This is a genomic window from Cryobacterium sp. 10I5 (genome assembly GCF_035019865.1).
GTDB classification, from domain to species: Bacteria; Actinomycetota; Actinomycetes; order Actinomycetales; family Microbacteriaceae; genus Cryobacterium; species Cryobacterium breve_A.
This window is the reverse complement of sequence record NZ_JASJVI010000143.1, coordinates 1-5,075: the sequence shown is the minus strand read 5'-3', so window position 1 is coordinate 5,075 and position 5,075 is coordinate 1. Positions and strand designations below refer to the sequence as shown.

The 5,075-nt window shown below is 65.1% G+C and carries 5 protein-coding genes; 2 read left to right on the top strand and 3 right to left on the bottom strand.

The features are described 5' to 3' along the window. Positions 1-436: 436 nt before the first annotated feature. Positions 437-1,963: an IS21 family transposase gene (gene istA, locus QN350_RS18900; RefSeq protein ID WP_322140260.1), complete on the top strand. Its 1,527-nt coding sequence runs from the start codon at positions 437-439 to the stop codon at positions 1,961-1,963. Beyond that, positions 1,960-2,631 carry an ATP-binding protein gene (locus QN350_RS18895; RefSeq protein WP_322140259.1) on the top strand — a complete coding sequence of 224 codons (672 nt, stop codon included), beginning with the start codon at positions 1,960-1,962 and terminating at the stop codon, positions 2,629-2,631. Before istA ends, QN350_RS18895 begins: the two co-directional genes overlap by 4 nt. Before the next feature lie 3 nt (positions 2,632-2,634). Here QN350_RS18895 and QN350_RS18890 read toward each other — a convergent pair whose 3' ends face one another. The 3 genes from QN350_RS18890 to QN350_RS18880 form a co-directional block, all read right to left on the bottom strand. Then, positions 2,635-3,702, bottom strand: a complete 1,068-nt coding sequence (locus tag QN350_RS18890) for a hypothetical protein (RefSeq protein ID WP_322140880.1) — start codon at positions 3,700-3,702, stop codon at positions 2,635-2,637. Between the two features lie 395 nt (positions 3,703-4,097). Next, positions 4,098-4,436 carry a helix-turn-helix transcriptional regulator gene (locus QN350_RS18885; protein ID WP_322135572.1) on the bottom strand — a complete coding sequence of 113 codons (339 nt, stop codon included), beginning with the start codon at positions 4,434-4,436 and terminating at the stop codon, positions 4,098-4,100. 3 nt (positions 4,437-4,439) lie between these two features. After that, the coding region (locus QN350_RS18880) for a site-specific integrase (RefSeq protein ID WP_323517105.1) at positions 4,440-5,075 on the bottom strand (636 nt) is incomplete at its 5' end.

Here is a 5,075-nt window from a genome sequence, read left to right as displayed (position 1 = left end):
GGGAACGGCAAGGTCGGAACTGGTGATCCCGAGTGTTTCAGAACTAACGGTGAGTACTGCAATTCAAGCAGGAGGTTGTGTGACGTAGTCATGAGAATTGCTGCAGGCGAGATTCCGTCGATCTGCGAAGGCGAGAAACGGGAGTCGTGAGACGTTTTATATCTCTAGGGTTATGAGGCATGCGGAGGCCTTGAACACGGTTTCTCATTGACATCCGCGCGGAACCAAGCCAGGACCATTTGTTAGCGGCCATGCCAAACTGCCCATAGGCGGCCACGGAAGTGCCCACTGATGGCCAGTAGAACGGCCCGTTGGTGGCCATGAGATCTGCCCACTTCTATTTCTGAACCCCCGCCCGGTTACGTGGCGGGAGCCCCTTCCTGGGATTTGATGACGGTGTCTAGTCGCATCAAAGTCGCCCAGGAAGAGGCCCTGAATGAAGTTTGACGGAGAAATCATGGAAATACTCGCTGCCTACGACCTGACTGAGTCGTTGCGTGCCGCGGCCGAGCTCACGGGCTGCTCGCATCACACCGTCGCCCGGCACGTCGCCGCGCGCGATGCGGGCCGGCCGCTCGCGGAGCCCGCCTACCGGGGCCGGGTCACGGACCCGTTCCTGCCCAAGATCGAGGAATGGGTGGAGGCGTCGCAGGGCAAGATCCGTGCGGACCGGGCCCACGCGAAACTGATCGGTCTGGGCTACGCGGGTTCGGAGCGGTCGACGCGGCGGGCGGTCGCGCAGGTCCGCGCTGCGTTCCGGCTCGGTCGGGTGCGGGTGCACCGGCCGTGGATCACGGAGCCGGGGATGTGGTTGCAGTATGACTTCGGCGACGGCCCCGTCATCGATGGGAAGAAGACGGTGTTGTTCGTCGCGTGGCTGGCGTGGTCGCGGTTTCGGATCGTGATCGCGTTGCGGGACCGGACGGCGCCGAGCGTGTTCGCCGCGTTGGATCGCTCGTTCCGGCTCCTTGGCGGCGCGCCGACCTACGTCCTGACCGATAACGAGAAAACGGTCACCGTGTCCCATGTTGCCGGGGTGCCGGTGCGGAATCCGCAGACGGTGGACTTCGCCCGCCACTACGGGGTGAGCGTGCTGACGTGTCAGCCCGCGGATCCTGCGTCCAAGGGCGGGGTGGAGTCCTCGGTGAAGCTCGCCAAGGCTGACATCGTGCCCAAAGACACCAACCTGCGGCCCGAATACGCCTCGTTCGCCGAGGTCGAAGCGGCCTGCGAAGCATTCATGGCCCTGGTCAACACCCGGGAGCACCGCGCCACCAGGCGGAAGCCGTCGGTGATGCTCGAGGAGGAACGGCCCCGGTTGCACCGGGTCCCTGACACGGCGCACACCGTCGCGCTGGGCCTGACGCGAGCCGTCCCGGAGAACACGCCGATGGTCACGTTCGAGAACGGCCAGTACTCGGTGCCGGCGCACTTGCTCGGCGCCCGTGTGTTCGTCCGCAGCCACGGGGTCGGGGCCTCCGAGCAGGTCGTCATCGTCCACGTCGGCAGTGACGGGCCCGTTGAAGTCGCCCGGCACCGGCGGGCCCGGCCGGGCAGCCCGAAGATCGACGACGCGCACTTCCCCGACCATCGGGAGAAGATCCCGGGCGACTACACGATCACCCCGCGCAGCGCAGCGGAGACGGAGTTCCTGGCCATCGGGGCTGGCGCGCACGCGTGGTTACTCGAAGCGGCCGCGGCCGGGACCGCGCGGATGAACGTGAAGATGGCCGAGGCCGTCGCGTTGGCGAAGATCAGCGGCACCGCCCCGGTCGATGAGGCCCTCGGGCAGGCGGCCACTTATGGTCGTTTCGCGACCGGTGACCTCGCCTCCCTCCTCAGCGCAGGCTCGATCCGTCCGCAGGCACGCACGGCGGGCGAGACGAGCTCGCTCGCGCAGGGCACCGCCGGGTGGGCGGCGATCGGGCAAGCCGCCGATGACGAGTTGGAGCAGAGCGCGTGAGCGTCACCCAGGCCGCCGCGCCCGCGCTGCCCGCGGACCTGGAAGCGTTGATGCGGCAGTTGAAGATGCCCTACGCCCGCGCCCTGGCGCCGGAACTGATCGCGACCGCCCGGGCGCAACGCTGGGAACCCGTCGAGATCATCAAGGCCCTCTTCGTTGAGGAAGTCACCGGCCGGTCCCGGTCGATGCTCGCGACCAGGAGGCGAGCGGCGGGGTTCCCCACAGGAAAAACATTCGACACCTGGGACGAATCGGCGTCCTCGATCCCGGCCCCCACCCAGCAGGCCCTCCGGACGTTGGAATGGATCGGCCGGAAGGAGAACGTCGTCGTTTGCGGGCCCTCCGGGACTGGGAAGACCTTCTTCCTCGAGGCCCTCGGCCAGCAAGTCGTCGAGGCCGGGATGAGGGTCGCGTGGTTCCGCCTTGAGGACCTCGGCGCTCTCGTCCGCGCGCACCGCGCCGACGACTCCGTCGGCCGGGTCGTCGCCCGGATCCTGCGCTCGGACCTGATCGTGATCGATGACATCGGGCTCCTCGAAGTCGGGGCCGACGCCGCGGAGGGCCTCTATCGACTCGTCGATGCGGCCTACGAGAAACGATCCATCGCGGTCTCGTCGAACCTGCATCCCGCGAAGCCGCATACGTTCAAGTTGACGTATGCGAGTTGATACCTAATCTTCATAGGTTGAAGCGAAGACTTCTTCCTCGCGGTCGACAGCATCGAAGACGTAGTGCAGTGCGCCGCCGGCTGTCATGCCGAATGCCGCGGCGACCAGTCTCGGGTCGTGGGAGTGGGCGAGATCGGCGAGACGGGTTTGACGCAGGACAGCTGGCGTGACGCCGGCCGGATCGAGAATATGAGTCATGAAATACGGCGACGCTGCAGTTTCGTGAGCGCGTGAGTCTTTCGTGAGGACGAGGTGCGGGTTGTTCGTTCGCAGCGCCAGCCGCGCCGTCAGCACCGCATCGATAGCAGCGAGCGTGATGGGGTCCAGCGGCACGTTATACGGCCGTCCCGCGATGACCATCGTCCCTGCCTTTGTGCTGATGTCCGAGACCAGAACAGCGCGGATCTGACGGCTGCTCATACCGTGGAGAAGAGCGAATAGTCCGACCACGCGCTCTCTCGGGTCGATGGTGGTGAGTATCCACCGATGGATAAGTCGGCGTTGTTCGGCGCTGTTGAGCGTTCGTCCGGCGAAGCCTGTTGGGCGTGGTCGAGTCAGACCGAGGGCCGGGTTGATCAGGATGAGCTTTCGTTTGCCAGCGAAGGTGAAGAACATGCGGAAGCTGGCTAGCCGATGCCGGGAGCGGCTCCCGAGGAACTCCTCGATATCGCCGGCGGTGACGGCGGCCCAATCGTTGATGCCGCGTCTCTCGAGGAAGTTGGCCAGGGCCGCGACATCAGCCAGTCGGGCCTCGATCGTGGCGTCTTTGAGTCCGCGGCCGCCGACCAGGTTTGCTCGAGTGCGCGATCGCAGGAGATAGTCGCAGAAGGCTGCCACGGCCGGGCGGAAGGGGATGGGGGCGCGGGCCAGGCGGCGCTCTCGGCGCCCCGCGCTCCGGCGGTCTTCCTCGTCTTGGAGGAAGGATCCGAGCCCATTCGTGACGAAATACTCATTGACGATTCGGGCGGTGTCGCCCGGTGATCGTCCGGGTGAACGCAGCGCGCGGACCAGAGCTTCGGGAGTGCAGACTCCTTGGATTAGGTGGTGTTCGATCTGCCGCAGGTGTCGCACCGCTACTGCGCTGACGAATCGGTCGCCGATGTCGTCGACCAGGGGTTCGAACCAGTTGGGAATGCTCGCCCCGAGCCGGATAAGAGCGGCGGCTGTTCGGTCGATCAGGGAGTTGTGGGTCCTTTGATAGCAGGCCGTGCATAGTCCGTGAGCTGCGTGTTTGGCCAGACGGCCACACTGGTCGCAGTTTCGCGGTGTCGGTTCTTTCCGGGGACGAGCTCGGCGCACGCACATCCCGCACAGGTCCTGTTCCGCACGGAGCACTCGCCGTTGGCCACACCGTGGGCACGGTTCCATCGTGGCCTCGCGTTTGGCTTTCCAATAGCACGAGGTGCAGCGACCCCGAGCATGGAGATTGGGGCTTCCACAGTCGATGCAGTTGCCGACGAGCGTCATCAGAATGGTGGCGGGGTATTGCGCGAGGCCCGAGACCGTTCCTGACCGGCCGCCGCTCGGAGGGGCTCCTGCGTGACCGGGGTTGGCGGAGTCCCGTTGCCGATGTCGGTGGTCGTATCAAGTTCGAGGAGATCATTTGCGGTGCAGTCCAGCGCTTGGCACAATGCGGCCAGAGTCGCGAGCTTAATTTGCGAAGGCTGTTGAGTCATCAAGGCGGAGATCGACGCGGATGAGAGTTCCAGACCGGCCTTGTCGACCAACAGGCGCCGCAGTTGAGCACCGGTCCACACTTCTCGTTGAGCGGCAGCCATCCGGAGCCGCCAGCGAAACTCTGCCATGTCCTATTCCTCCTTGGTCGCTTCGGCGAGAGTGGTCGTGAGGGCACGACGATAGGCGTCCTCGACGAACGTAGATGAGGGCGTCACATATCGCATCGTCGTGCCCACATTCCAATGGCCCAGCATCTGCTGAATGGCGACGAGATCGACACCGCGCTCGTAGTTGCGCGTCGCGCAGGCATGCCGCAGACTATGAGGGCTGAACTGCTCGTGGACCGGCCGGCCCTCCGCTCTGCACAGGGCCGCCAACCGGTTACGGATCGATCCTGAATTCATGAATCGGCCGCCCTCGTCGCAGAACAGGGCCGGGCTGCTTCCTCGAAATTTGGGGCGGACCTCGTCGAGATACCAATGCAGGATCAGGCCCAGATCGTCCAGCATGGGCACCCAGCGTGGCCTGGGACCGGAGCCTTTCGCCGCCTTACCCAAACGCACGTGAATCTTCCCGAACGGGCCTCGGTCAAAATGAAGATCGCGGATTTCCAACGTCGAGGACTCTGCAGAGCGAAGACCTGCGTGATAGAGCGTCCGGAAGAGTGCGTAGTCCCGAGCGATCGGAGCCCATTTTCGCGACTGCTCCATTCGAGCCTTCAGGAACGCGAAGAAGTCATCCATGCGCTCGGGCGATGGGGGCGGGCG

Excerpts from the sequence above, each read along its gene's own strand:
- istA (WP_322140260.1), top strand. The coding sequence starts at position 437 with ATGAAGTTTGACGGAGAAATCATGGAAATACTCGCTGCCTACGACCTG.
- QN350_RS18885 (WP_322135572.1), bottom strand. The coding sequence starts at position 4,436 with ATGGCAGAGTTTCGCTGGCGGCTCCGGATGGCTGCCGCTCAACGAGAA.